Genomic DNA, 25,253 nt, shown 5'->3' on the forward strand with positions numbered 1-25,253 from the left:
GTTCAACGGCGTGTCCAGATAGTCTCAAAAAGTACCGTCAGCGCTCCAAGTAGGTCTTTTTTTGCTCCAAAATCAACGGCTATGATAGGCTCGGATGGCGTGATCTTTCTATGGAAAATCAATGATTTAGGGGATCGTTAGCCAACCCATATCCTTCGTATGATCTCGTATTGTCTGGCAATACGATCCAAGCGCCAGGTCCAGTGCCTGTTTCGGATCGATCTGTCGCGTCTTTTTCATTGATAAGCATTGTGGCCGTCGATGGATTGCTTAACTTTGGAGGACACTGCAATATAAGGAACGAGGGGCAAATGTCATGCGGGGCGGACGTTCGTTATCGATTTGCCGGTCAGATTTTGTATTTTCTCTGTGCATGATGGCTCTTCTTTTTGTTTTAGCAATCGCTGCAGCCAGAGCAGAAGAGCCCGTCTCTAAACACCTACCTCTGCCAGCAATCGGCCTGGCCGATATCGTTTCGGCCATTGATGCTAAGCAACCTATCGTAGGGCGGGAAATCCAAAGCACTGACCTGAACGCTGCTTTGATCACGCTCGGCACTCACCAAAACATCTGTGATGACACTAAGGCCGTCATCATACAAAATAGCTCCATCATCGGCAGCCTTAACTTTGGTAACGGTAACTCGCCCAACGTCGACGATGATGCCGGAGACCAACCTCCCGACCAAATTGAGCCGATTTTGACCGACTGGCTTCCAGTCGCGATAACCATCAGGAGCAGTTCCGTCAGCGGCGGTATCACGCTGGAAAGGGTAAACGTTTCCTGCGGCCTGCGGCTCACAGATACAACCGTTGACGATGCCATCACCTTTCGCCAAACGGCATTCGACGGACCGGTAGACTTCACCGGCAGTGTGCTCAAAGATGGATTGAAGGCGCTCGGTGTCTGGTGGGTTGGGCCGGTCTCGTTTCGCGGAACGGATTTCGGCGGAGCCGTTGAATTCATCCTCGACCACAACAGGAAATCCGTCTTCGGACAGGACGCCGATTTCGAGTACGCGAAATTCAGGCGGCATGCGAGCTTCTTGAACACTAAATTTTTGGGTCCTACGAGCTTCAGGCATACGCTCTTCGCGATGGACGCGAATTTCGGCCAATCGGAGTTTCATGCCGGCCCCCGCCGAGCACCTACCGGGCCGTTTTATGCAGCCGAATTCTCGGCGAGAGCGTTATTCAGACGCGTAAGATTCAAAAGCCTAATTTTTCTGAAAACCGTCTTCCACGACGCTGTCGACTTCAGTGGCGCGCGAGGTGAGGGGCTGACCTTCTATGGGGTGACCCTCGCTGGCCGCACCGATTTTGATGACGCTCGTATAGAGCGAATTAAGTTGGACGGCTTCAATGGGCTAGGGTCGATGGATGGAGAGACAATCTTTCGCCGGGCTGTCTTCCATCGGGTTGAGTTCAATCGCATCCTGTTTCGGAAGGCGGTCCACTTCGAAGGTACCAGCGTGCTTTGCCGTGTCGCGCTCAACACGGTCTCATTCGGCTCGGATTTGAGCATGGAGGACGCCAGCTTTCCGAATAGCGAAGACAGCGGTCGCTGCCCGGACACGAACGAAACGAAGGAGGCGCCTGATGTCTCCATGCGGCTGGTCACCTTTGATGGTCCTGTATACGCCGATCTGCCGCAATTGTTCAAAGGCAAGCCCTGGTGGGCTATCTGGGGTGAAGATGAGCCGCGGCTGGACGTCCAAGGGGAGGAGAAACGTTTCTGGCGAGACCTCGAACGGGCCTTTCAAAAAGCCAATAGTCTGGAATTGAAGAACGAGGCGGATTATCGCGAACGGCACCTAGCAGAGGAGGATCAGCATGGAGCCGAGTGGCTTCAAAGCGTGTTCTCACGCGTGTTTTGGGGCTATGGCCTCGCGCCGCTGCGCGTCGTCGTCTGGGCGGCGTTGATGATCCTGGTCTTTGCTGGCGTCTACTGGACTCAAATTGACGACGACGAATTCCCCGCGACCTCAGTGTCAATGACATTGCGTCGCGCTAACCTCGCCCTCGCCTTCAGCTACAGAACCGCGTGGCAAATGCAATATGGCTACGGGCGCAGTCGAACCGCGCCCTTCGCCGCCATCACCATTTTGGAATCGATTTTCGGAAAAATCTTGATCGCTTGCTTCGTTTACGCTCTGGCCCAGGCTAGCCCGCTCTTAAGCGAACTGGCGAAAAAGCTCCTCCCCTAGGAAAATAAGATTACACGCCCGCCCGACACAGAGTGGGCCAGGCTGGTTGGATGACAGGCATCACAGCGCCCATAAAGTTATTCCGCAAGCCTTGGGGCACTGGCAGAAACCACGTAATCTACGGTTTATGCGGCGCCACTCATGGCGGCGCAATGACGAGCGCGATGCGGGTCGACCAACGGCCTGCCTCCGCCCAGCCGGCAATCCATGGTTCACTATGGGTTTGTGCGGTCCAGAAATCGCGGTCATTTTCAGGATCCGTCATCGTCGCGCTATAGTCGCCCCAGCGATTTTGCGCTCCCCCAAATCTCTTTTCATACGTGGCCGTCCCGGCGGCAAATATCGAAGGGCCTACCGGGCCAAGGCCGTTTGAAATTCCGTAACATGCCCCTGAAGGGTGTATGCCTGGTGCAAAGATCGACAGTCCAATCACCTTGTCTCCTCTGTCGTTCACTGCCATAGACGGATGAGCAAGGCACCCACCCTCCAGTTCCGTCAGCCGGCCGACCGAGGCAACCCAGGTCTGGATCGGAATATCCCACCATTGGATCGCACTAACAGTGGGTGCGCCTGAGGGAAGCATGACAGTGTGGCAACAGAACAACTTGCCATCGCGAAGCACGACGGTTTGCATCCGGTCGTCTCCCACTGCCAGCTTGGCCGCAGTACCCAATTGAGGGCCAATTTCGGGGACCGGCGGGAAAGAGTCCCAAATCGTCGTCGACGACGCATAGCCCACTCGCGTCAAAGTCGCAGCCCCCGCGGCAACGCTGCCGGAAATGCGCAGGACCATGAGGTAGCCCTTGCCACTCGCGTTACCCGACCACGTTTCGACGATATACTGGTCCTGGATCTTGGGGCTCATGGTTACAGCCGGGGCATGCGTTGCGCCCATATTCGCCAAGACAAAACGTTGAACCGCGACCTTTCCGGCAGGATTGAAGAAAGATGCTTTGTCGAAGGCATAGATTGTGGCGCCGGCAAAGGCATTGCTTTTCAACGTAAAGAGATTGACGCTGACGGTGATCTTGTCGTCGCAAAAGCCAAGGCTCGGATAATCCATCCAGACCTTTCCCTGCGCCGCCGGGTCGACCTGAATGGCATAGGGTCTCCAGATACCTGTCGGATCCGCGGAATCGCTCACAGCGATCAGCACTCGCGAAGTAGCCTCCTCGGCGTCGGCCATTGATACAAAATAGAAGCGCTTGGTATCGCGGTCGTAAACAACCTTGGGGTCGAAGGTGTGTCCGGTAAGCCCCACGCCGCTCCAGAACGAATTGAGCGAAGTCCGCGAGACAAGATTCCCAGCCCGATCGTAGATGGCGATGTCATTGTTATGCGTCGCGAACACGTGCTTCGGCCCAACGGCAGCATGTGTGTCGGGAGGGATGCTGGTATTGTCATCCTCACCGATCTGGAATGAGGTCGACGGTGTGTATGGCGGAGGGGCAGCCGGCGCGGGTGCAGCGGCTCGGAGCGCGTATACAGTCGCGGGCGCCCCGAGGCCTGGCGCCAGCTCGGCAGCGGCATCGATACGCTTGGCTCTGGCAGCGATCCCCTTTGGCTTGCGCAGAGGCTTGCGGCCGCTCAAAACCGCGTCCGGGCGGTCTTGACCGCTACGGGCACCGGGAGCTGCCGGCGCACTCGCCGGAGCGCCTTCGATCATCAACCAATCCCCGGCCGGTATTTCGGCTTTGGGGTCGGGTCGGCGACGACGAGCTGGACGAGCCATGAGCAAATCCTCCCTGAGCTTTGCAACGAAACCACACAAGCGCGGACAATTTTGGCTGAACGGGGTGCCCGAGACGGGGGGACTGCCCTATATTGGGTTCAGGAGATTGATCCATGAGCAACACTGGAAAAAAAGCCGAATCCATCCGCGGTGATGTGATTGAACCGCAGAGCGGGAATCCCTTCGACTTTAGAAAACGAGCTGGCAGCACTGAACCATCTCCAAAGGAATGCAAGCTGCCTCCAGTACCCGGTAGAGCACCGACAAAGACCTCTGTTCCTGAGAAAGAGGTTCTGCCCCGCAAATAGGCTGGTAATTGAGCCGGGCATTGCATGTCGTCTAGGGCTCGCGCCATAAGGCACACCAAAGGTGCGGCCGTCCTCTGGGGCCTTAAGGCGTCTGCCCCATGACTAGTCTGATTTCCTGCCCAGCCAACGCTGAGCAATGGCAGATAGATGCCTGCGGGTCAGCAGAAGGCAAACGATAGCAACTACCGCGCAGAGATAGAGGACTTCAGTTGTCCCATCCCCACCATCCGGCGATACCCCAAACCAACGTTCAATGAAGTCCATGGCGCCCTCCCTCACGACGGCAACGCTACTTCAAATTTCTATTTGACGTCTTTCTCTGGATGCTGCGTTATATCAGTACTTTAGAAAGCTCTCAAATCAAGCCTCTGTGAGACCGATTTTCTGCATTTTATGATCTCTGCTAAACTTGACAATCTTCATTCCCTCGATGAACAACGTCCGCGCTCGCATCACTGAGAGAGAGATTGTCATTCTGACCCTTCTTTCTCCCTATCTTGATCCGGCACTTTGGACGACTTGTCGTCATCATAAGCGTCCTTTTCGCGCGTCCTAACAACGCGGTATGGAACTCCTTTGGGCGAGATCATCGTCGCCTCTTCGACGATCGCGGACTCTGGGGGCAGACCGGGTCGACGCCTCGTCTTGGAACCTTCCGCCGGACTGGCCGAGCGCCCCTTCTTCATGGCTCAAAAATTATGCTCGAAATGGGGTGGATCTCCCAGATCGTCGGAATATGCTGACGTAGCGTCTCTGGACCCGGACCCTGGCCGGAGGCGTGGCTCATGTCGAAAAACAGCGAACCGCTAATTTCAATGGGAATCGGTGGATCGTAGAAATCGTAAGACGGACCCGGAAGCTTGGCGCCAAAAAATGACTTGAAGGCATCGCGGGCCGCCTCAAGTTGAGCAAAACTGGTACTGTCCGCGGTCGGCAGCCCCGAGACTTCGGCCGTCATGTAGACTGCCTCGCCGCCCGCAGCGGGATCCCGGCCTATCATCAAATGGAAATCATTGTCGGTTTCCCGGCTAGCAGCATAGAGAAACGCCCGAAGTTGGACGTTGCGATCCTCTTCAGCCACGCGGCCTGAGCTTGGCTCGACCGTAATCGGCGGTTGGTGCCCTTTCATAGAGTTCTTGGCCGGCAGGGTTGGAATCAGGTTGCTGACATCGTCGAAGACCTCCGCGGCGGCATCTGAGATCGAGAGCTTGGCTGCTTTACGCGCAGTGCCTGCGAAATTGTCGCCTATATGCAGCGGGGCCAAGCCGAGAGGCGATACTTGACGGATTTTGTCCTTCGGATCGAACTCATTCGTCCTAAGTATCTGGTAGGTCGCGCCGATCGCGGGAGCCAAGGCCCCCGGAATGGAAGGTCGCGTGGGTTGCAAGGTCGTTACCTCGATAACCGAACGCGGGTCTGGCATTCCTCTGCGGTGCGGCTGAGGTGCGCGCGCCATTGCTCTCTCCCTGTCAGCACATAACCGATACAGGACTTGCGTCGTTCAATACGAACTTTGGGGCAATTTACCCTTCGGCAGTAATAAACATAAGCCTTTTTTTGTTGTTTGAGAAGGATAGTAATATCGCTCGAGTGTTTTTTTACACCTCGCATTTCACGGCAAAGGCCAACGGCCTTGGCCAGAAGACAAAGCCCAAGGGCAATGCAGCGTGAAGATGCAAGCCGTAGGTTGTCCCTGGACCCATCGACGGCCGGCAGCTAGCTGGCCGGCTGTCGCTTGTGTTTTCGAGACTTTTTGTCTTTTGGGGCCGCTGCGGTTGCAGCAGTTTTCTTTGTGGGCGCGGCCACGATCTCCGCCGCAACCGCTGACGAGACCTGGCTCATTCCAAGCGCGGTGGCGAACTTCTGAGCGATCATCCTGAAGCCGGTCGGGTCTGGATGCAACTCGTTCGCCCAATGCGCATCGTTGAGCGTGCCTTGCGTCGGCACGATGTGAAACTTGTTGGCGGGATCGGCCGCCAGTGCATCCACCATGGCTTTGAACTGAACCAGGGCGTTGTGCACGATCACCTTGCCCGGGCCTGCCGGCCAATTGCAGAAATCCAATGACGGCTTCAACCATGGCCCGTATCCGCACGGCGCAGGCACTCCATTGGGAGTCGGGAAATCATAGCAGTGGGCGTAGATCGGCACGCCTGGCGCATGCCGATCGCGCAATGCAAACAGCGCGAGATAGCTCGATTTGACGATCGCAAGCACACCAGCATATCGCTGGGCGTTCAGGCCTCCAGCCTTTCCGTCGTTGTAATCAAGGAAAATGCAAAAATTATTGCCGGCGACGTCGTTGCCGCCCGCCGACACGATGATGGCGTCTGGTTTGCCGCTGGGCCACTTGGACTTGTCCACAAGTAGATCGAGGATTCGCTGCTGTTTCGGCAAGCTCATCTCATCGGTGGACGCATCGCCGCGATGCGCGGTGGAATAGATGATGGGCGCCGGACTGCAGATCGCCTGCAGTTGAACCTTTATGTCAGAGGGCCCCGACAGCGGATTGTTGCCCTGGATGGGGTAGTCGAACCAGGAGTCACCGATCGCTAGCAGGTGCTTCTGTTCGAGATGAAACTCAGCGGCCAGTGTCGTCGCGGCTTGCTTCGCTGCGCGATAGCGCATCGACTGTTTCTGCTGCGCGTCGTTCCAGACTGCGAGATCGCGCTCGATCTGGGCTTGAGCCTGAGCATGGAGATCGAGGTCGGCGTCCATAAAATCCTCCCTTCATTTGCAAACAGATCGGACGAACACCAGCTATCGTCGTGACGTTGAGCGACATCGTCGCTATAGGCTTTGGCCGCATTGAAACGAGCGCGCCCCATCTAGTTTTGTGTACTCTTGACCTCGTCTGGAACCTGGTCGGCGCTGACCGGGACGCAGCCACCGTATGTGCAGTCGGCCTGCAGAAAGCATTCCATGTAGGAACCATCAGCCTGCCTGCGCCACAGAATGAGAGGCTTGTCGCATTTCGCGCCTCTCGCGATCCTCGCCGGCAGGCCTCCTGTGGTTCTTTTCGGCTCTGGACCGCTATGGAAAATATCCGGCTTTAAAAAGATCTGACAGGTCGTTGTTTGCCGAGACGGTCGCGAGCGAGGGCAATGAGAAGATTTCCTCGATCGATTTCAGCATCGATCCATGATTGTAGAGGACACTTCCGGCATAACCTGCCTTCACTCCTGGCCCGATCGCAATGAACGGCATTTTCTTTGTTCCCGAGCCTTCATCCCAGGTGATAAAGATCACGCCTGAGTTCTTGTTTGTCCATTCGATAATCGGAGGCAGCTGACTTTTTAACCAGTCGTCGCCGTGCCTGATAGGGTGGCCTTTTTTGCATCCAGGCGCGCCGTGCATGTCGTTGCAAAGGTCGGGCGTGATGAAGACGTAGCTGGAAACACTGTCGCTGTTTATGTCTCCCGACAATTCCGTATAGGGCTTCGTATGGGAGATGCACTCGACGCTGGTCCTCGACGGTGGATCGCCAGCGACATCTTTGAAGAAAACAAACGGATTGTGCTTCGCGGCATAGAAGGTGCGACTGCTGCTGGCCACCGGGCATGCACCGGTCCGCTGCGGATCCATTCCTTCCTGATACGTCGTCCATGAGACGCCGGCCGACTCCATCTGGCGGACCAGATGATCGCCATTGCTTGTGGAATTCGTGCCATGTGATGCGATCGGGTCGGCGTCCGATTTGAATGTATGATCTGGAAAGCTGTTCGTGCCCGCTTCCATCCAGATGTAGTGAGGTTCGCTATCCAGACCAGGAAGCTCGTCAACAAAATTGGTGGAGTAGGCATAGTTTGGCAAAAGAGTGCCGTGAATGTAAGGGGCGCGGAGGGCGTCACTATAGATGACGTTTGCATCCCGGTTTTCCATGGCAATCACGAACACATGCTTGATGGTGGCGGCGTCTGCTGGCGTGACCGGAAGCACTCCCGCAATGGAAGTGACCAAAATCAGCTTTCCGATGCTAGAAACCATTTCTGCCTCCTCGCCCAGCCGGCCAGGTCGATCTGGCATCGGAATTCAGAATAAAGGCTTTATCCTAGCGCTATAAAATAAGGGGAAATAGCCTTTTATTCAAGGCAGCGGGCCAGCTTAGACGCGACCTGTGGTAGGCCGAAAATTACAGTTATTTTGAAAGATACATCAATTCCGAGTGATGGACAAGTCGAACTCTTTGTATTGCACTGGCCCGCATGAACAGGATGCGCCTATAGTGTTCAAAAGGGTCAACCGGCGCCGAGAGGCTCTTGTCCGGAACAGGGGAGGATTGCGGTGGTACCTGGTATCGACATAGGAGAATGGGATCATCGGCTTGCATTTTTGTGGAGATGGTCAAACCTCAAATTCGTAGGATTCTATCTTGCACACCACGCGATGCAGAAGCGCACCACATGGACGACCCACTGGCACGACCTTCGCGATCTAGGCTGGACCCTCGTGCCGTTCTGGGTACCCTTCACCGGCAAGGGTATCTCAAAAATGAAAACGACCGACGGGACAGTCCACGGGCGCTTCGCTGTCGACCGGGCGCATGAGGCTGGCTTGCAGGCAGGCGCTGCTATCTATCTGGATTCAGAAGCCGCAGTCCTTGGGGGCAGCGATGACCATGCGTACGCCGCATACATGATCAATTGGATGCAGGCGGTCCGCCAGGCTGGTTTTTCAACTGGCATTTACTGCAGTCGACTGGATACGCAGCGCATCCTCACTGGTCAGGATTTCAGGCCATTGCGACCGAACGTCTGGCCCTTCGCGATCCCGATCCATACCAGAGCTCTCTGGAATGACGCCACGTATTGTCTGACGCCCGCAACGCCGCGGCAATGGATTGTCCAGACCAAAGACAGCGCCTGGGTCGACAACGTCGACGCAGTCGGATGCCAGTATGACTGGTTTCGCAAAGATCGCGATCGCCAAAGCATTACCTGGCCTGCCGCGGGCGGAGACCAGGGTGGATCGACTGATGCAGATTTTGATTCTGCCAGAATAAGTGACCCTACTCATCCTCTCGCAAGTGTTGCTTTCGCGATCGCCGGCGATCAGGGTCAACCGGATTTGGCCCACGTTTTCTCGGTCTCGGCGCTCGAACTGGATCACTTCGACCGGACTCCGTCGGGCGGCCTTTCCCCCGTGGAGCGTTTCGCCCATTCGCCAGCGGATATCGGTCCTGATCCTGCAGCATCATCTAGCGGATTCGACACCGGCTGGATGGCTTCGGTCTCTCGCCGTCCCGGGTTCTTCGACGGATTCGTAACCGGCCAGGACGGCTTCATCCGTCAGTTCTGGCTAAACCCTGACGAACGTTTCCCGACTCATGCATCTTGCCTCAATCCAGCCATGCCGACCCGCAAAGGCACCCCCATAGTCGCGATCTCGCGCAGACTTGATCAGCTGGACCTGTTCTATGTTGACCAGCAGCACCTTCTTACCACCCGATGGTGGAATCCTGGGGAGAGCGACTGGACCCGGAACGTGTCCCGGCTGGACGGACCGCCAGTAAGCGGCGGAAGCAACCTGGTGGCGCTCCCCTCACAACACGACGCCATGACAGTCGACAGGATGGATGTGTTCTATGTGAGCTGCGAGATCGCGGCATCCGAAGATGATGCTTCCTGGAGCGTCGCACATGCTTTTCGATCTGCGGGCGACGGCTGGCGAGTTTCTTCCGTTCCGAATACGTCGGGCGCCGCAGGCGGAAGTGGCGTCGCCGCTGTCAGGGCCTCAACGGGCGCGATCCACATGATCGCTCAGAGACGCGATCGAAGTGAGTTAATGCACCTGATCCTGGAGGACGGTCAGGAAATTTGGCAAACAAGCACTACGATGCCAAAGCGATTGCCTTCGACATTGGGCCGGCCAGACTGGTGGATGTGCCTTTACCTTATTGCGATTGCAGACGCCCTTTTACTATTCGGGATTACTCGCAATGGAGCACTCGCATGGTCCACTCTCGGTTCGGCAGGCTGGTCGGAAATCAACTCAATACAAGGGCCATTCTCGAGCGGTCGCCCGGTAGCGTATGCAAGACGTGGCGCGACCAACGTCGATATCGTGGGTGTGACCAACGACGGCGTGCCCCTAACTCGAACCTTGCAAATAGGTCCGGACAGTTTGAACAGCGCCACACCCTAGCAGAGGTCAATTCGCTTTGAAGCAGCCGTACTGCTCCTTGCTTCCATACTCATACGCGAGGTCGCCGAGCAGCGCGATGGCCACCGAGAGTTTCTCCGCGCGCGGCCGCGATCCGGTCCACCGCAAGTTTCGCAGTCTCCTTGACTTCCGCTGCTTCGTTCGTGCCGCAATACATAATGTCGCCGACCGCAATCAGCACCCCGATATCGGCGTTCGGCTCAGCGAACACCACGCTTGCGGCAAGCGTGAGAATTCCGAAACCGGTCAATACTGCCAAGATAGCCCATCGTAACATCGTGCCACCTCTACCACGTCATTCCCACACCTTGTTCCAGTTGAAGCCCTGATTTGGATCCCAGCCCCATCGTTGCATCGGGTTTACGTCCTCGTGGCCAACGACCGTACCCTTCTTCATGGGAATGCTATTACGGTCACAAATGTCGGCCACCAAGCGGCGCAGCGAGTTGTACATGGCCCCGCTGTACTTCGACTCGCTGGCGTTCTTCGACCCCACCGAAAGGATCTCGATGCCTACTGAATAGGCGTTGGGCCGCTTGCTCATCTCATAATTCACCGGACCGGCAGCGGAGCCCCAGCGGGCATTGAAATAATCGTAGTCAGGCCAGTCCGAAGAATCCGAGCGGCGCACGAAATCCGCGCCGTCCTTGCCGTCGACGGAGTGAAGATGCGCGTCGAGGAACACGCTCCCCGCAGGATAGGCGTACCAGTCAAAGCAATAGAGATAGCGCCGCCAGTGCGAGGGGCTGGCGTTGTAGAGCGCTTGCACGCCCGTTTTGATGCCCGCGTGCCAAGCTTGATTCTCCTCTTCGACGAACTGGTAGATCACGCCATTCTGGTCGACAAGATAATGCGGGCTCACTTCATTGAGAAACGTCTTCTTTGCTTTCGCGAAAGAACTCGTGCCGGTAATATGACAGACCACATGAGTTGGCTTCGGAACTGGTCGCCCCGTCGTCATTTTGGTCGAGGCGAAGCGGTTCTCGGTCTTCACCATGGGGTTCCAAGTCATCCGGCCTCCGATTCCACTCGGCATTCAACCGTGCGGCGTTGTCTATGAATAGTGTAAGATCAAGGATACTGTAGAGGATTAGCAGACTTTGGGGAAGCGCAATGCCAGTTACTCGCACGATAGAAAAGCCAGTCCGTAGTGCCGCAGCTCCTACTGTACCGCCGCGGGCCGTGCCTGCCGACATCCACGTCCGGCGTCGGGGCGTCTACGGGCCAAATGAAATTCGTTTTGGCACCGTCAGTGGTCCAGGCCTTTACAACTACGGACAAACTACGATTGCGCAGTTATTTGTTGAAGACCCCGACGCCTTTCCTGACATCTCGCCCTCTCTGCAACGCGTCATCCAGTCCGTCTCTGATAACGAGGGAAAGATGGAGGCCATCAACACGTATGACAATTCATTCCTCTCCGTTGGTGTTTTTCAATGGACAGCTGGCGCGACCACCGGCGCCGGTGAAATTGCCGGCCTTCTGGCGGTGGTGGATAGTTACTCTCCGGGCGCTTTCAACGAGTACTTTGGTTCCGAAGGACTAGGGTACGAACTGAACGCCCATGGTCCAAACGACCTCGTCTATGGGTATCTTTCGTTGAACGGTAACCGTCTCAACAACACAGACAAAAAGCGAGTACTACGCGAGCACATCTGGGCGTACCGGTTTTGGCGGGCCTCGCACGATCAGGAGGTGCGGCGGGCCGAAATTCGGTTGGCGGTGTCACGGGTTAATACGTTCTATCCGAAACCCGTCAGCGCTCGTAGTCGGTTCACGATGGCTGATTACATCTCGTCTGAATACGGCGTGGCATTGGTCCTCGACGAGCATGTGAATCGTCCCGGACATGTGCCGGGTACCCTGATGCAGGGCGTAAGGGATTTCGTTGCAAGCACCGGGAAGCGAGATCCCGCAAGCTGGAATTCTCGAGACGAGGCGGCCGTCCTGCGGGCATACATCGATCGACGCGCCCGTACAAACATGACAGACTCCACACGCAGGGCGGACCGCGTCAAGGCCTATGTTACAGCCGGCGCGCTTTCCGCCGATCGGCACAGCTTCGTTCCTTAGCTAGTCCCGCATAAAATCGTTCTGTCCGCAGTCGGCCCAACGGAGCCGCAGTTCCATCCTTAAGAGCTATTCTATATGCGACATCAAAGGTGACGATGCCGGCCATCGTGATCGCGACAACAAATTTCAGCTGAGTTACAAGCGTTGCGGGCGGATCGATGGTCCCGCAGAAATCGCGGTTTCCGACACATCGACCCTCAGACTGGTGGCCACTGCACTAGCCTTCCCGTTCGTTCACAACCGGAATGCCTGGACGTCGGTCGTCACAACCGGTCTGACGTTCTCAGCAATTGTTTTTGTCTTGATGATTTTCACCGCATCGATTGGCCGATCGATGACCGCCGCGCCTGAAGTAGCGGGGTGAGCCAAGTGATTAGCACCTCGTGCGCCGAAACCGACGTGAAGACCGTCAAAAATCTACGCTGCTGATTTTAAAGAGAAAATCGTCGCAAAATAATTTTTGAGGTTTCGCCAACTATCGAGATCAATCGGGCATTTGGTAGCGGAAGATACCGCCACGCCCAATTCGGTCTCTCCAGAAAGGTACCGTCACGACATCGCAAGATAACGACACTACCCAGTCCTTGCCACCATACAATCGCGCGCCGGTGGTGAGGCAGCAAGCTAGCCTGGTCCAACTATTTTCTGGCCACGAGCGTCGCTTCAGCATTTTCCGGCAGTGAGATTGAAGACCACCACATCGATCAGAGCCCGTCGCGCCTCGGGAATGGCGGCTTTCAGCATGTCCTGCATCTCTTGTGAACTTGCAGGCGCCGGAAGCCCATTGGGCCTGGCCTTTAGCCGCCGACCGCTCGCCGAAGGCACATCGCCGAACCATAAGACGCAGTAGATGCCGCGGTGTTCTGAACGCCAGTCGATGAGATATTGGACATCAAGCTGCCCTGTCGCAGCGTCCCAGACATGCGGGTGCCACTGGCCCTTGACCTCGATGGGCAATTGCATCGCCCCGCGCGCGAAGGCGAGATCGGCCCGCTTGGTCTGGGGCATGTCCGCCTCCGTGATCCGTTGGATGTCGTAGCGAGCAAGTTCAGGTCCGATCATCGCCGCCAGCCGGTCTCGGCAGCGGTTCTCGTCGCGTGGAATACCTTGATCGGTCCAGAATTCGACAACCGAATCAAGGTCTTCACAGATCAGCTTGCGCCGCGCGACGTCCATCTCTTCGAGCACCAGTGCCTTCAGGTCCTCAATATTGCCTGGCGGTCCGTCGTCGAGCAGTGCCGCAAGATTGCTCGGAGCAAGCGCTGAAAAATCCTCTTCCGCCCGTTTCTGCCGCTGCTCAGCCGTCATGTGCCGGATCAACGCGGCATAGCTGTCATTGGGTCCGGCGACGAGGCGGCGCCATGGCCTCGCTTGCGCCGACAGTCGTGTCGCCGGCGATCAGGCCGACCAGCGAGCGAAGAAAGTCGCTTGCGTCATGATCGTTCGTGTCGCCCCAACTAGCGCCATCCAGCACTGCATATGGCCATTGCTCACGAAACTCGGCAATGATCCATTCCGCCTGCGCGACCGTAAGCGGCAACATGGCGCCACGCGGCTCGAACTGGAGCCGGTTGCGGAGGAACCAGATGAATTCGGGATGATCCGCACCGATTGTGCCGAGAAGGGGCCGCACGACTTCAAAGCGCACCAGCACATCGATCGCCAGCCACGACAGCATATGTTCGAAATTGCGAAACACAGTCGTGGCGCGCGCTGCTGCGATGTCGCGTAGCGCAGCCAGCGCGCCGGCATGGGTCAGGCAATCGACCAGCGCTACCTCGACCGTCTCCGGGGCATCAGGAAATGCTGTCAGCCAGTCAGCGCCAAGCGTAGCCCCGGTCGCCTGCCAGGCCGGTTCGTGGGCGAGCTTGTAGAGCCCGCTGACATGTTCGTTGCCGGCCGCCAACGCCGGTTCCATCCATAGGCGTGCGAACGCACGCCTCTGCTCGGCGGTCTGGAGGACGTCCGACTCGAGAGCGGCGAGCAACGCCTCCTGCTCCTTTTCGATACTCCAGCCATGATCGTCGTAGCTGAGCAGCAGCGCGGCCTGCTTGAGGGAATCTGGAAGGTCGGCCAAGCCCTTCCCAGAGCGCAGCCGCTCATAGAGGCCCGCCATGATCGGGAAACTGTAGTTGTAGAAGGTTTTGTGTGCAAAACCGTCGGCGATTTCACCGGCGCTGGGTAGATCGGCGCGGTGCAGGGCCGCCTCGAATCCTACCAGTGCATCGTCGCGCAGCGCCGGTCCGATCCAGCCGGCCAAACGTTCAACCGGCGGCAGATCGCTCGGCAAATCGTGGAATCTGCCGAGGTAGGCTTCCGCGGGCCCGACGATTGCCGTCAGTTCGCCCGAGCGCAGGTCGTCGCGGGCCTTCTCCAACTTGACGCGCACGGTTTGGAACGCCGCTTTTTGATCGCGCGCCCACTTGGTTTCCTGCTTTTCATAACGCACCTTCCAGGCTGGCTTCGCGGGGTTTGCCAGTTTGCGCAAGAACTTCGCGAGCTGTCCGTCGCCGCGCCGGAACACTTCCGCAGCGGCCCGTACATCAGCATCCAGCCCATTTGGCCCCCAGCCGATCTGCACCAAATCCTTCCAGTCCTGGCGCAGCCCGGCGTCTTTGTTGTCGCCTTGTGCGAGACGACCGAGCGCGCTGGCAATGTCTGCGGGCCGCGCCGTGAGCCCGACCAACCGGCGTTGCAGCTGGAGTTCCGTGGCCCACAGGCTGCCCTTGCGACGCTCGGTTGCCAGCACATGTTTCTGGACCGCGCGACGCAACGCATCATGCGCCGCCAGCCGACCGGCGAGGTTTTGCTGCGCCTCACGATGATGGCGATGGGACCGCTCGATGATCTTCAGCCAGCGCCAGAGCGCGGGTGCACGGTCTGGCCCGACAACGCCTGAATCGATCACCCGGACGATCAGCTCGGCCACGATGTCGGCGACTTCGCCGGTCTTCTCCCAATCGCGGTCGCTCAAGAGCTCCGCATAATCGGCGATCCAGTCGCGCCGTGACAATGGCGTTGAACAGGCGATGAAAAGAGCGCATCGTGTGAACGCGCCGTCGCTCACGGCGTGGCAGCGGGCAGCTAGTCACACCCATTTCGGCGAACAGGGTCGCGACCAGCACGCCGTCTGGTACATCGGCATCGATGGCTTGGATAAGCTTGCGTGCCAAGCGCGGTGACTCGCCGCCCTGTTTGGCCAAGGACACGACAGCCGCTTGCCACTAGGCGCGGTTGCGATATGGCATCAGGGCGTCGGCCGCGTCGTCGCGCTCGCCATAGAAACGCTCCGGCGACAGGACGATCGTTTCGAGCGTGTCGGCCAGCTCGCCGGCAAGGGGCGTGCCCTCCAACCCTTCGATCAGGATCGAGCGCAAGTGCACGCTGCTCGTTGACGAGGCGATGATCGCTTCGATTTTGGGCTTAAGCGCCGCAATCATCAGACCCGTCGCCGTCTCGATGTCCCAATCGGCCGAACGGAAAAAGGGATCGTCGTCAGCGAGGACGCGCAGCGCCTCGAAAAGACAGTCCGCAAGATGAGGGGTCAGCGCGACCGCCTCGCCATAGCGCAGCACGCCATAAGGGTCTTCGGCGATAACCCGCTCGGCCATCGCCTGACTGTGGTAAGCGAGCCAGGCGTGAAGGCCGCGCAGGCTCGCTGGTACGCCGCCGCTGCCGTGCAATTGCGCCAGAACACGCCGCTGCGTCCGCGGGGTGGTGGCCTGTCGCGCTACCCAGCGCGCGCCGAGATATTCGGCAATGACGCGGTGGATCGGTTTGGCGCGCGAGGGACCGACGCTGTGGAGCAGCTTGCTGGAGAAGATCGCCCGCGCGGCATTTGCGCCCGGCAGCTTCTCCAGATCGGCAAGTCGTAGATCACCTTGCTGGACTTGCGCCGCGCCGGCTGCGCTGGCGGCCTCAGCCCCCGAAAACAAAAGTCCAGCAGCGAGCGCTCCGGCGGCATCGAGCGCTTCATCCTGCGTAAGTTGGGCCAACCCCATATCCTGCCGATCGGGATCGTGCTCAGGCCAGACCAATGTACAGACGCGCTCGAACAAGGCGGCGCGCGTACCGGGCAATTGTGTATCGGCTTCTGCCACCCGTCCCATAAGTCCGAGCGTCAAGGGATTTCGGTAGAGCTCTTCCAACCTGTGCGCCGCGAGATGGTCGAGCACATGATCGGCATCCACACTTGAGTACCGCACGGCGAGATAGGCGCGCGCTTCTGTCCGATTGAAGGGCTCGAGCGTCAGGATGGCGGGTTCGGCGCCGTAGAGATGGCGAAGGTTCGTCACACTACGCGCCTGCCACTCGCGCGAGCGACACGAGAGGATGAACGGCGGCGAGCCGGCCTCCTCGAGCTGGGCGAGAATTGCATCGACTGCGTCGCCTTCGCGCTGCGACATCGCCTCGTCAAGGCCGTCGATCAACACCGGCTTGCCCGCTGCCACCAGCTTTGCCGGGTTCTTGCTGTTAATGAACCGGATCGCGGTGACCGGTTCGGCGCCCAGCCGCCGCCCCAGTTCACCCAGCAGCTCGCTTTTGCCCATGCCGGGCTCGCCAAGGACGACCCTGTTGCCGGCAAGCGTGAGGAGCCCCATCTCATCGACGCGGCTGTTGCCAATCGTGGCATCGACGAGCGTCAGCCGACGCGGGAAGTAAAGCTCGGCGGCATCGTCTTGTTGGGCCGGAGAAGGGCCGCTTGTCATTTCAGGTGTGTCCTGCGGAGAGTATCAGCTTTCAAGGCTACCGTGAGTCGCCCGATTCAGTGACGCATAGCATCCGGGCCTTGTCGACGCTTTCGTCGATTGATGGCTCGTTCGGCCTTCGGTCTGGGACAAGGCATACAGGTGACATTCGTGGTATCGACGATCTCCAAGTTTGTCTGCGATGGAGGGGGTGGATGATTGAACTGCTAACCGATCAAGGCGAGTCTGATCGCCTTTACCGCGACTGGGTCCAGGCTTTGATTCAAGGCGGCACTGATAACGACAGGGGGTGGGTTATCGACGGCACCGGCGTCGTATTCGCCCCTAACCGACGGGGTCAACGGGGTCTGATCGATAACCAGGTGGTACTGGGACTAGACTCAAGCCTGGGGACCTGGGTGGTGAAAATCGTTCGACCTGACGTTGAGCAGCAAGACAGAGGTAAGTTGACTGCATTCGGCCGTAACGAACAGGGACGGCCCCTACTTCTGCGCCAAGGGTGGCTGCAGAAAAATCCGATCTCGCGCACGGTACGAGAAGATTTCGCAGACCTTAGCGGATTGAGCGAAGTCCCTGTGATGACGCGGGGACAAGCATCATCTCGTAAGTGGTACGTCGTGGCCGATCTTTCGTCTGCGAGCACAATACCACAAGCCACCGCCGCCTTCGTAAATGCCTGTTCGATGGCCCGGTCGATGGCTGGCGGCGGGGCACTTTTATCTGCCGAACCCGGGACATATCGGTTTGGGCTGGACGAACAGGGGCGCACCAAGAAGGTGACGATCACAGGTGGAACCAAGGAGGTTGAAGACATGCAAGGGCATGTTTGGGCCGAGCTTAAGAAGCTTGTCGGGAAGTCACTGACAAAGCCCACCAATTCCGGATATACGGTCGACGCGATGATCGAACCGGCCAATGCTCTCGTCGAGATTAAGACAGGAGTTTTCGCCCATGACATCTACGAGGCCGTGGGGCAGCTTGCGCTCTACCCATCATTGATAAATCTGCCTGACGACCTTGAGCCGATAATTCTAATTCCGGATCGGCCAGCGCTCAGGCCGCAGATGGCAGCCGCTCTCGATGCTCGGAGAATTAAGGTTTACCTCTACTCGATTGGGCGCGTGGGGGAGAAGCCGGCCATCACATTTTCAAACACGTTCATCAAGCGAGTAACCAGCGTTGGCCGCGAGCCTGCTCCGGCCAAAAAGGCGCTGGCCAAACGGAAGGCAAAAGCCTAGCTCCAAACTTGGAATTGTACCCGTTGGTGGTGTCTCCCGTCGCTCACTCGCGATTCTCAATGATGCTCGTGATATCGAGTCCGCGATGCTCCGAGTGGCGGCGCCCGAAAAGAAGGGGAAGCCTGGTCTGGGCGACGAACTGCAAACCGTCATCAGTTCGATGAAGGCCATTCCCTGGACGACCCTGCAGGAGCTAAAGGCCGATCCAGAATTTCTGCGCCAGCTTCAAGATGCGGAGGAAACCTTGAAGGCTTTGCGTAAGGCGGTATCCTAAAGAAGCTTTCACCGAAAGGCGGCCTTTCAGCAAACGTTGAAATTGCCAATTCGAGTGAAATGGATTGACAATTTCACCAAAAATGCTAATTTCAGCATATGCTGAAATCATCGGAATCGTTGAAAGCGTTGGAACTTGAGGCCCAGCAGGCGGTTCGGCGCGTGCTGGGGGACGTTCCCATTATCGGCGATATCGATATCCCCGCGGAGCCGCACATCGCAGGACCTGACCGCGGTATCGATTTCGTCGCGCACATTCAAATCCAGCGCCAATCGTGGAAGATTGTGTGCGAAGTCAAATCCACTGGCCAGCCACGGATTGTGCGGGAAGCCGCATTGAAGCTTCGCGCCGCCTCAGCCCAGTTCGGCTCGCGCGTGGTGCCCATCCTCGTCACGCCTTATCTCTCAAACGATGCGCGTGAGACGTGCCGCGAGCTCGCGGTCAACTATCTCGACTTGGAAGGCAATTGTCGCATCGCCTTCGATGGCATCTACATTGAACGCGAGTCACCGTCGCGGCCGCCAGTGATTAAACGGGAACTGCGCTCGCTTTTCAAGCCAAAGTCCGCGCAGGTTCTGCGGGTACTGCTGCTTCATCCCAATCGCACGTGGAAGGTCACCGACCTTGCCCAGGAATCCGACGTGAGCCTCGGCCACATCAGCAATGTTACCTCGGCCCTTATCGATCGGGAATGGGGAGGCCGAGACGAAAACGGTTTCAGACTCACGAGAGCCGCAACCCTGCTCGACAATTGGCGCGACAACTACGAAGCCCCGCCCGGTGAAGTGGTACGCTATTATACGCTTCTGCATGGCAAGGGCTTCGAACGCGCGGCGCTGCAGCTTGTTAACGAAACCCACGGTGGTGTCGCGCTCGCATCGTTTTCCGCCGCCGAGTGGCTTGCGCCCTACGGTCGCATTTCCAACCACTATGTTTATGCGCGTCGCGAGGCGATGCCCCTTCTGCGGAGCATTTTGCGCGCTGAGCCGGCGGTTAAGGGAGACAACCTCGTCGTTACCGTTCTCGAAAATGACGGTGTCATGCGTGACGCGATCGAACCGCATCCCGGCATCCGCACGACGGGTATCGTCCAGACGTATCTGGATCTGGCGCAAGCAGGCGAGCGGGGAAAAGAAGCTGCCGAACACCTTCGCACGGAGCGCTTGTCATGGTTGAGCTGACGCCGGGCGAGCCGCAATCGGCAAATGACTATCCAAGCCGGACCACTGAGGCTGTGAAGTCCGTCTTGCTGGAGATTGGCCAGGTTCTTGGGAGTTTCAAGGGGAAATTCGCGGTTGTGGGTGGCGGCGTACCCTGGCTACTGCTCGACAACGAGGACATGCCGCATGTCGGGACAGTCGACGTCGATCTCGCACTTGATGCTGAAGCATTGGGGGACGGGGAATACGTCACGCTTGTTGATGCACTGAAAGGCGCTGGCTATGAGCAGCGCAAGGATACCCATAAGCGCTTTCAGCTAGTGCGGTCTGTGCCTGCCAAAGATGGCGGCCCCGCCATCGATATCGTCGTCGATTTCCTCATGCCCAAGGGGGCCGATGTCCAAAAGAATATCCCGCCGCTCTTGAGCGAATTCGCCGTGATCCGCGTCGATGGCGCAGAGCTTGCGCTGCGGTATCCGCAAATGACGGCGATCACCGGCAATATGATCGGCGGAGGCAAGAACAAGGTCGAGATCGCGGTCGCCTCGATCCCGGCGCTGCTTGTCATGAAAGGCTATGCGCTCGCAAAGCGTGACAAGCGCAAGGACGCGTACGACATCTATTACTGCATCTTCAACTATTCCGATGGGATCGAAGCGCTTGCCGAGGCCTGCAAGCCACTGCTCGAACACAAGGAAGCAGTTGAAGGCTACAATTTCATCAAGGAGAAATTCTCCGAACTTGAGATGCTCGGCCCTACATATGTCCGCAAATTCGTTGAGGACAGCGACCTGCTCGCGGGCCGCAGTCCAGACCAATGGCAGCAGGATGCCTATGGGCAGGTGTCGGCTTGGGTGAAGGCACTCGGAATCTAAGAGTACAATGGGCCGAGACGACAAAATCGAAATCGAAGCGCCATCGTTTCGATCACGTCAGCAGACAGTCGCTGCCATTTCGTCGATCTCGGCGCCTTCGACTTCCACCACCAGACCGACCAACCCGGTAGGATAGCCCAGGAAAGCATACGCCGAACCGGCCGCACTGGCTGCGGCTAACGGGTCGCAGCGGCGCGGGCGTGCTCGACGTCTCGGAACCGTCCACCAGCTTCTGCGCCTTGGTGTCGAGCAACGCCAAGCCTCCGCCAGGTCCATCTGGTCATGCCGGATTTTGCCGAGATCATCATCGGGCTCATCGGCTATCGCTGGAGGCTTGAATTTTCAAATCATCAACGATCCCGGCCGATGTTCGGCAGCCTCGCGAAACTGCGCCGAGATCCGATCGTAGTGTCTGCGAGATCGCGCCGACAACAAAATTCGACTAACATCAAGAAATCGAGGCGGAGGGTGGCAATATGGTCCTTGAATCTGAGCTCGCAGTTTTCGGCGTCGGGGTCGGCGGAGGCGCAGCGAACGAATTGCTGCATTGGTGGGGTCTGAGGGAGAATCCCAACCTGCCAGACTATGCCAGGAGCCTGTTCTACTGGTTGATCACTCTTGCGATGGTCATACTCGGCGGCGGGCTGTCATGGCTGCAACTTGGCGGTCATGCCGACGCCCTTATCGCCTTTCAGATAGGACTGGCAGCCCCTATGTTGCTTCAGAAGCTCATAAAAGCTGCCCCCGAAAAGGCTGGCGGCATGGGCGGCAATCAGTCCAGCGTCCGCGATTTCCTGAGAGGATGAGGCCCGCTTCGGCGCTCACCGTCTGCGTCGGGATATCGGCCTACCCCGCCGCCGTGCTTGAGCCGACTGAGCGGCCACTGCGATACCTCGCGAGCGGCGCTGGCGAACTGTCAGAGCTTTTTTCGAGAATGTGGCCGGGCAACGGATCGAACCACATCTGTCTCGTTGACTCGGCCGCAACCTTGTCGAAGGTTCGTGAACTCATCTCGTCGCAAACCCGCAAGTTCGACATCTTGATTGTCTACCTGGCCGGTCACGGGAGGGCACGAGGCGAAGGATTTGAGTTTCTGTTCCATGACGAGCGGCCACAGGACACCAAAGTGACAGCGGCCGACCTGGACGCATTGGTTTCTGGATCCTCGGCGGCCAGCACACTTTTTCTGCTTGATGCCTGCCACGCGGGGCAGTTCGGGGCCGAGACAACGCTCTTCAAAAGCCCCGAACCGGGACGCGGGCGGTTCTGCCTGACCTCGTCGAAGGCCGATCAGAAGAGTTGGGAAGATCCGTTTTTTCGGCGGTCGCTTTTTGCTGACGCCCTCATCAAAGCGTTGACCGACAGTCCAGAGGCCGCGGGCCGGACGAAAGTGGTTTCTGGCGATCTTTTCAGCGAGGTTGCCACTGACGTTGCCCGCCACGCCTTTGGGCTGAAAGGTAGTGCCGCACAGGAACCGGTGATCTTCGGAGCGGCAAGCGAGGTTCTCGAATTGACGACGGTCGTGTCGGGGACCGTGCCGCAGAAATCGTTGACCACGTACGAGACACTTTTACTTAGAACGCGCCAGATCGGTCTGGCAACGGCATGTATTGCAGTCCTCGCGATCGCCGCGACTTCAGCGGTAACGTGGCGCCCCGCCATAAACCCGTCCGGTTCCGTGGAATTGCGAGCGGGGCCGAAATGGTTATCTCCATTAAACGTCGGACCATGGGCACTGCGAGTGGAGACCGATGCGGCGAGATCCGATCTAAAGGATGAGGACCTCCAGGCGGCGCTGCTCGATGAGCGAGGAATGCATGCGTGGCCTGGCCTCGGCGCCGGAGGCACCCGGCGATGGGCCGACGTGTTCATTGACGACTATCTGAATTCCGAGACGGCAGCTCGCTGGAGGGTGCGCCTCGGTTTCGCAGACGCTGTCGAGCACCTGACTACAATGGGCCATGTGATCATCCCTACGCCAACGCCAGCGTTCGCGTCATCGACCGAGATGGCGGCCGAAGTCGCTCTGCTTGAGCCCCATCGCTCCTTGCCTGATGTCTGGAAATTGCAGTGGAAAGACTATCTCGCTCCGGGCTCCTGCGGTTCGGAGGAGCCGGCAGGCCCCGCGTCAGACATTTTCTTGACGTACTTGCTCTCGGATCCGGCAGACTACAAAGTCTGGATTCGCGGCCTGGCGGCGGCGGCACGGACTGACGATAGCATCGGGTTCGGCCAAGTTGCGGATCTGGTGCAAATGTTCACGACGGCCAACGCCGTTTGGAAAAAACAATTTCGAGAGACCGTTGCCGCGCCGGGAGAGCCTATCACCGCCGAGCGTATCGCGGCTCGCTTTACCGAGCGACCGACGTCTTCAGAAGTGGCAGCGATGGTCGAGCTCGTCTCAGCGGTGGTCGCCCGGCGAACGGACCTTTCGCTTGAGGCCGTGACACCGCAAGAGCGCAATCAACTCGTCTCGCTGATGGACGGGTGCTCGGACGTCGCGGTGCATGCTCTTGCCACGCTTGGGAGCGCTGGAGATCCTGGGAAAGTGATTGCATGGGCTCATGCCCGCGAGAAGTCGGATCAGGGCCGGATTGAGCTAGGCGAGCTTGCCGCGCATGGCGCATTGCCGGATGCCGAGATCACATGGGTTCTCGACAGCATCGGATTTTCTGGAGACCAGGTTTCGCGGCGACACGCATTCGTCAACGCGCGTGGCTGGCTCGAGGCGATCGCCGCCTATCGATCGCTGCCTACTCCAGTTCTCGTCAAACTGATCGACTACGCAGCGGAACGCGGGGCCGCCAACGACTCCGGAGAGCAGCAACAAGCGCTACGGCTTGTTCTGGGCGACCCTGCGGCGGGAAAGCCGCCGCTTGGCGCGCTCATTGCCAAGACAGTGGGTGCTGATGTCGGGACCGGCCCTCTGCCGCCAAACGATCAGCAAGTCGAACAGGTTGGTCTGCTCGCCCGATCAGGCGCGCCGATGACGGCCGGACAGCGGGAGATTCTGCGCTCCATCCTGGCCGACGCAACATCTCCCGAGACGGAGAGGATCGCTTATACCGGGGAGGACAAGGGTGAAGCCGCGGACGCGATCGAGCTCGCCGCGGGACTGACGTCAACCCATCTCGTAGCGATCTCAAGGGCCGTGATCGGCGGCACGGCCGAGCATGATCTTCAAACCCGTCAGGCCATCCTCAATTTTTTCGAGACAGCGCTGGCGGACGCAAGACGCTTCGGCGTTCAGCCGTCGCGGCTGCAGGAAACCGTGTCTGCAGCAGCCGTGCTTTTGGAGCAAGACAGCACCGGCGGTCTCGACACAGCGGCCCTCTATCGGACGGTCGCTTGCTGTGCGCAGGACATGGCGGCGCGCAAGGCAAGGATCGATATCGTCGTCGCCGCGCTCCTGCGGATGCCCATAAAGCAGCGCGACGACACAGTCGCAGGCCTTAGAGTGCGGTGGCAAAGCGAGCAGGAAGCCGAGCTGAAACTGGCGATTGCCGATGTCATCATTCGTGCGATGACCCAACAAAGGCCCTGAGGGCAAGTCTTAGCCGATTCCGACTCAAGCGCATAAGGCGACGCGTCCATCGATGGCCTGCATCAATGATCCCTATCCGCTTTGGACGCAGCGTTTTCGCGATCTTTGAGAAGCCGCGATCGCAACTGCCGTGCCTCGACTAAAAACTCATGCGGGAGTGCGTCGAATGTCGAGCCAAGACTTGCTGGATCGTTGCAGGCCCACAGATAATATGGGTCGACGATTTCCATGATCGTTGCCAGGCGAGCCCACTGAAGGGGCTTCGGCGATTCCGAAATCAGATCACGATGAGCCAGTGCCGCCGTTTCAAGGTGGCGTTGACGCAGTGCAGCGCGAGCGGCATCCCTGACGGCGGGCGCGGTTTCAGCAGCGAGCTGGTCAAGCCAGGGCACCGCCACAGCGGACGGAACAACGGCTGCTATCCGCGCCGCCAAGGCCCGGGTCTTCGATCGTTGCGAGTTCGCCATCGGAACGAGCAGCACCGCCAGCTTGGCGCCCCCAAGATGCACGCGCAGGCGGCGTTCGATCTCAAGGCGAAGCGGAGGCTTCGCGTCCTCATTGAGGAGCGATTGTCAACCCGTCGATTACAACAATGGCGAGGCCAATCGCATCAAAATGTAGGTCTGCAGCTTTACTTCGGGCACATCTCGCTAACGAAGGGGCAGCCACCGTGGGAAGCACATCCGACAAGATCAAAGGCAAAGTCAACGAGGTCGCCGGCAAGGCGCGTCAAGGTATTGGCAAGGCAGCCGACAACCATGAAGAGCAGGTGAAAGGAAAAATCCAGGAGGCCAAGGGCAAGGCTCAGATCGCAAAGGGTAAGGTAAAGGATGCCGTGAAGGACCTTATCGACAAGGCCTTGCGTCGGCGTCGTTTTGAAAAATTCCGGCCTGCGGCGACGAGGGCTTTTCCTGGGAAGGCGACATGATGATAAAAGAATTTCTCGGAGCCTCACTCGTGCTCGGCATGCTA

Annotated in this window: 20 protein-coding genes; 10 read left to right on the forward strand and 10 right to left on the reverse strand. The window is 58.3% G+C overall.

The annotated features are described in order from the left end of the window. Positions 1 to 316 precede the first annotated feature (316 nt). Complete coding sequence (locus C1D09_RS03345) at positions 317 to 2,206, forward strand: pentapeptide repeat-containing protein (RefSeq protein WP_143972981.1); 1,890 nt, start codon at positions 317 to 319, stop codon at positions 2,204 to 2,206. 139 nt (positions 2,207 to 2,345) lie between these two features. Here C1D09_RS03345 and C1D09_RS03350 read toward each other — a convergent pair whose 3' ends face one another. The 4 genes from C1D09_RS03350 to C1D09_RS03365 form a co-directional block, all read right to left on the reverse strand. Next, a complete protein-coding gene (locus C1D09_RS03350; protein WP_143972982.1) occupies positions 2,346 to 3,797 on the reverse strand; it encodes an RNA-binding protein in 1,452 nt (483 codons plus the stop codon). 1,131 nt (positions 3,798 to 4,928) lie between these two features. Further along, positions 4,929 to 5,702, reverse strand: a complete 774-nt coding sequence (locus tag C1D09_RS03355) for a hypothetical protein (protein WP_143972983.1) — start codon at positions 5,700 to 5,702, stop codon at positions 4,929 to 4,931. Between the two features lie 260 nt (positions 5,703 to 5,962). After that, positions 5,963 to 6,964 (reverse strand): SGNH/GDSL hydrolase family protein, encoded by a 1,002-nt coding sequence (locus tag C1D09_RS03360; protein ID WP_143972984.1) that lies wholly within the window; start codon positions 6,962 to 6,964, stop codon positions 5,963 to 5,965. A 315-nt stretch (positions 6,965 to 7,279) separates the two neighbouring features. Continuing rightward, on the reverse strand, positions 7,280 to 8,233 hold the full coding sequence (locus C1D09_RS03365) for an alkaline phosphatase family protein (RefSeq protein WP_167514463.1): 954 nt from the start codon (positions 8,231 to 8,233) through the stop codon (positions 7,280 to 7,282). Between the two features lie 297 nt (positions 8,234 to 8,530). Between C1D09_RS03365 and C1D09_RS03370 the strand changes: the two genes are divergently transcribed. Further along, entirely contained in the window at positions 8,531 to 10,390 is a 1,860-nt protein-coding gene (locus tag C1D09_RS03370; RefSeq protein ID WP_167514464.1) for a glycoside hydrolase domain-containing protein, read from the forward strand. Between the two features lie 49 nt (positions 10,391 to 10,439). On the opposite strand, the gene C1D09_RS03375 is transcribed toward C1D09_RS03370, so the two are convergent. Both C1D09_RS03375 and C1D09_RS03380 read right to left on the reverse strand, forming a co-directional pair. Next, positions 10,440 to 10,667 carry a hypothetical protein gene (locus C1D09_RS03375; protein ID WP_143972987.1) on the reverse strand — a complete coding sequence of 76 codons (228 nt, stop codon included), beginning with the start codon at positions 10,665 to 10,667 and terminating at the stop codon, positions 10,440 to 10,442. 36 nt (positions 10,668 to 10,703) lie between these two features. Continuing rightward, positions 10,704 to 11,402, reverse strand: coding sequence for an N-acetylmuramoyl-L-alanine amidase (locus tag C1D09_RS03380; protein WP_167514465.1), 699 nt, complete (start codon positions 11,400 to 11,402; stop codon positions 10,704 to 10,706). A 188-nt stretch (positions 11,403 to 11,590) separates the two neighbouring features. Between C1D09_RS03380 and C1D09_RS03385 the strand changes: the two genes are divergently transcribed. Continuing rightward, on the forward strand, positions 11,591 to 12,481 hold the full coding sequence (locus C1D09_RS03385) for a hypothetical protein (protein WP_143972989.1): 891 nt from the start codon (positions 11,591 to 11,593) through the stop codon (positions 12,479 to 12,481). A 663-nt stretch (positions 12,482 to 13,144) separates the two neighbouring features. Here C1D09_RS03385 and C1D09_RS03390 read toward each other — a convergent pair. The 3 genes from C1D09_RS03390 to C1D09_RS03400 form a co-directional block, all read right to left on the reverse strand. Next, positions 13,145 to 13,801, reverse strand: a complete 657-nt coding sequence (locus C1D09_RS03390) for a hypothetical protein (RefSeq protein WP_143972990.1) — start codon at positions 13,799 to 13,801, stop codon at positions 13,145 to 13,147. A gap of 13 nt (positions 13,802 to 13,814) precedes the next feature. Then, a complete protein-coding gene (locus C1D09_RS03395; protein WP_143972991.1) occupies positions 13,815 to 15,548 on the reverse strand; it encodes a hypothetical protein in 1,734 nt (577 codons plus the stop codon). 157 nt (positions 15,549 to 15,705) lie between these two features. After that, the gene (locus tag C1D09_RS03400) at positions 15,706 to 17,190 is read right to left on the reverse strand and encodes an NACHT domain-containing protein (RefSeq protein WP_143972992.1); all 1,485 of its coding nucleotides are present in this window, start codon (positions 17,188 to 17,190) and stop codon (positions 15,706 to 15,708) included. Between the two features lie 194 nt (positions 17,191 to 17,384). Between C1D09_RS03400 and C1D09_RS03405 the strand changes: the two genes are divergently transcribed. The 6 genes from C1D09_RS03405 (at position 17,385) to C1D09_RS03425 (ending at position 24,281) form a co-directional block, all read left to right on the forward strand. Then, entirely contained in the window at positions 17,385 to 18,428 is a 1,044-nt protein-coding gene (locus C1D09_RS03405) for a hypothetical protein (protein WP_143972993.1), read from the forward strand. Between the two features lie 94 nt (positions 18,429 to 18,522). Beyond that, a complete protein-coding gene (locus C1D09_RS03410; protein ID WP_143972994.1) occupies positions 18,523 to 18,702 on the forward strand; it encodes a hypothetical protein in 180 nt (59 codons plus the stop codon). A gap of 98 nt (positions 18,703 to 18,800) precedes the next feature. Continuing rightward, positions 18,801 to 19,883 (forward strand): type IV toxin-antitoxin system AbiEi family antitoxin, encoded by a 1,083-nt coding sequence (locus C1D09_RS03415; RefSeq protein WP_143972995.1) that lies wholly within the window; start codon positions 18,801 to 18,803, stop codon positions 19,881 to 19,883. Further along, positions 19,871 to 20,737 (forward strand): nucleotidyl transferase AbiEii/AbiGii toxin family protein, encoded by an 867-nt coding sequence (locus C1D09_RS03420; protein WP_143972996.1) that lies wholly within the window; start codon positions 19,871 to 19,873, stop codon positions 20,735 to 20,737. The genes C1D09_RS03415 and C1D09_RS03420 overlap by 13 nt, the downstream gene beginning before the upstream one ends. Positions 20,738 to 21,213: 476 nt before the next feature. Then, on the forward strand, positions 21,214 to 21,543 hold the full coding sequence (locus C1D09_RS33010) for a hypothetical protein (RefSeq protein ID WP_167514466.1): 330 nt from the start codon (positions 21,214 to 21,216) through the stop codon (positions 21,541 to 21,543). A 128-nt stretch (positions 21,544 to 21,671) separates the two neighbouring features. Continuing rightward, entirely contained in the window at positions 21,672 to 24,281 is a 2,610-nt protein-coding gene (locus C1D09_RS03425) for a caspase family protein (RefSeq protein ID WP_342780203.1), read from the forward strand. Positions 24,282 to 24,343: 62 nt separating this feature from the next. Here the strand turns inward: C1D09_RS03425 and C1D09_RS03430 are convergent, their stop codons facing one another. After that, positions 24,344 to 24,790: a hypothetical protein gene (locus tag C1D09_RS03430; RefSeq protein WP_143972998.1), complete on the reverse strand. Its 447-nt coding sequence runs from the start codon at positions 24,788 to 24,790 to the stop codon at positions 24,344 to 24,346. A 161-nt stretch (positions 24,791 to 24,951) separates the two neighbouring features. Between C1D09_RS03430 and C1D09_RS03435 the strand changes: the two genes are divergently transcribed. Beyond that, positions 24,952 to 25,209: a CsbD family protein gene (locus tag C1D09_RS03435; protein WP_143972999.1), complete on the forward strand. Its 258-nt coding sequence runs from the start codon at positions 24,952 to 24,954 to the stop codon at positions 25,207 to 25,209. Positions 25,210 to 25,253 lie beyond the last annotated feature (44 nt).

It is taken from the genome of Mesorhizobium intechi, assembly GCF_002879535.1.
Taxonomy (GTDB): Bacteria; Pseudomonadota; Alphaproteobacteria; order Rhizobiales; family Rhizobiaceae; genus Mesorhizobium; species Mesorhizobium intechi.

Excerpts from the sequence above, each read along its gene's own strand:
- C1D09_RS03345 (WP_143972981.1), top strand. The coding sequence starts at position 317 with ATGCGGGGCGGACGTTCGTTATCGATTTGCCGGTCAGATTTTGTATTT.
- C1D09_RS03355 (WP_143972983.1), bottom strand. The coding sequence starts at position 5,702 with ATGGCGCGCGCACCTCAGCCGCACCGCAGAGGAATGCCAGACCCGCGT.
- C1D09_RS03360 (WP_143972984.1), bottom strand. The coding sequence starts at position 6,964 with ATGGACGCCGACCTCGATCTCCATGCTCAGGCTCAAGCCCAGATCGAG.
- C1D09_RS03365 (WP_167514463.1), bottom strand. The coding sequence starts at position 8,233 with ATGGTTTCTAGCATCGGAAAGCTGATTTTGGTCACTTCCATTGCGGGA.
- C1D09_RS03400 (WP_143972992.1), bottom strand. The coding sequence starts at position 17,190 with ATGACAAGCGGCCCTTCTCCGGCCCAACAAGACGATGCCGCCGAGCTT.
- C1D09_RS03405 (WP_143972993.1), top strand. The coding sequence starts at position 17,385 with ATGATTGAACTGCTAACCGATCAAGGCGAGTCTGATCGCCTTTACCGC.
- C1D09_RS03415 (WP_143972995.1), top strand. The coding sequence starts at position 18,801 with ATGCTGAAATCATCGGAATCGTTGAAAGCGTTGGAACTTGAGGCCCAG.
- C1D09_RS03420 (WP_143972996.1), top strand. The coding sequence starts at position 19,871 with ATGGTTGAGCTGACGCCGGGCGAGCCGCAATCGGCAAATGACTATCCA.
- C1D09_RS33010 (WP_167514466.1), top strand. The coding sequence starts at position 21,214 with ATGGTCCTTGAATCTGAGCTCGCAGTTTTCGGCGTCGGGGTCGGCGGA.
- C1D09_RS03425 (WP_342780203.1), top strand. The coding sequence starts at position 21,672 with ATGTGGCCGGGCAACGGATCGAACCACATCTGTCTCGTTGACTCGGCC.